We start from the raw sequence: 1,141 nt of genomic DNA, 5'->3' as shown, positions 1-1,141 counted from the left end.
CCCGCCAGGTACTCCACCTGTTTCGGGGTGCCGAGCCTCGACCACTCCTCCAGGACGGCGGTGGTGAGCGAACATGACCGCCCGGCCTCCACGACCCTGCGGGCCAGCTCCTCGCTAGCGGCCATCGGCGACCGCCCCCTTCAGGAACCCGTCGTAGACCGACAGGTCGGCGGCGCCGGCCTCACCGCCGCCTCCCGCGATGCGCCTCGCCAGCACGTCGACCGTTGCGTCGTCGGGGACGCGGCCGCCCTCGACGACCCTGAGCGCCGCCTCGCATGCCGCCTCGAAGCCCGAGGACTCGCTCGCCCGGCCGATCGACCTGAGCGTGCGCCTCCTGCCGGCGGAATCCATCCGGTCGATCCCCTCGACGAGCCCCGGCGGCATGTCGCGCCTGATCGTCGACTCCCCGAAGGCCCTCGGCCTGGCGATAATGGCGGGCACGAGCGAGAGGGGGTTCCGGACCGCGGGCCCCTCCCCGAAGGCCCTGGGGAGGACGGCGACCCGGCGGCCGCGGTCGGCGAGGATCTCCACCGTCGTCGCGCGCATGCCGACGAGCAGGCTCCGCCCGTGCCAGGCGGGCCCGGCGACGTATTCGCGCCCGTCGGCCTCGACGTAGCCGCGCTTGTCGGCGCGGGCGGTGACCCACCTCACCGCGTCGAACTCCACGCCGGGAAGGGCGCGCATGGCGGCGAGGTCCTCCCGGTAGGCCTCTCCGTGCGGCCTGCCGTCGCGGCAGCGCGCCGCCGCGTTGATCCTCGCGCATCCCTCGGCGAGGAACGCGTTGAGCTCGGGGAGCGTGCCGAACGCCGGCACGGGGACGAGGAGGTTGCGCCGGAGGAACCCCACGGCGTTCTCGACGGAGCCCTTCTCGTTTCCCGAATAGGGGTTGCAGTACCGGCTCTCGAAGCGGTAGTGGGCCCTGAACTGCGAGAACAGCCTCGATTCCGTGACCTCGCCGCGCACCATCCTGCCCGCCTCGGTGGCGTTGTCGAGCACCATCGCCGCCGGGGCGCGGCCCCAACGGCGGAAGATCTCGAGCAGCCCGGCGCACAGGCACTCCGACCTCTGCGACATGAGGGCGACGCATTGCCGGTCGTTCGAGTGCGGGAGCGTCGCGACCAGCAGCTTGAGGTCGAGGGGC

General features: G+C 73.0%; 1 protein-coding gene. It reads right to left on the bottom strand.

Annotated features, from left to right (window positions below; all coding sequences use genetic code 11):
- Positions 1-114: 114 nt before the first annotated feature.
- On the bottom strand, positions 115-1,141 hold a 1,027-nt coding region (locus RX395_RS09710; RefSeq protein ID WP_316367258.1), incomplete at its 5' end, for a Mu transposase domain-containing protein.

Origin of the sequence: Collinsella aerofaciens (assembly GCF_032584215.1) — a bacterium.
Taxonomy (GTDB): Bacteria; Actinomycetota; Coriobacteriia; order Coriobacteriales; family Coriobacteriaceae; genus Collinsella.
This window is presented reverse-complemented; position numbering and strand designations above follow the sequence as displayed.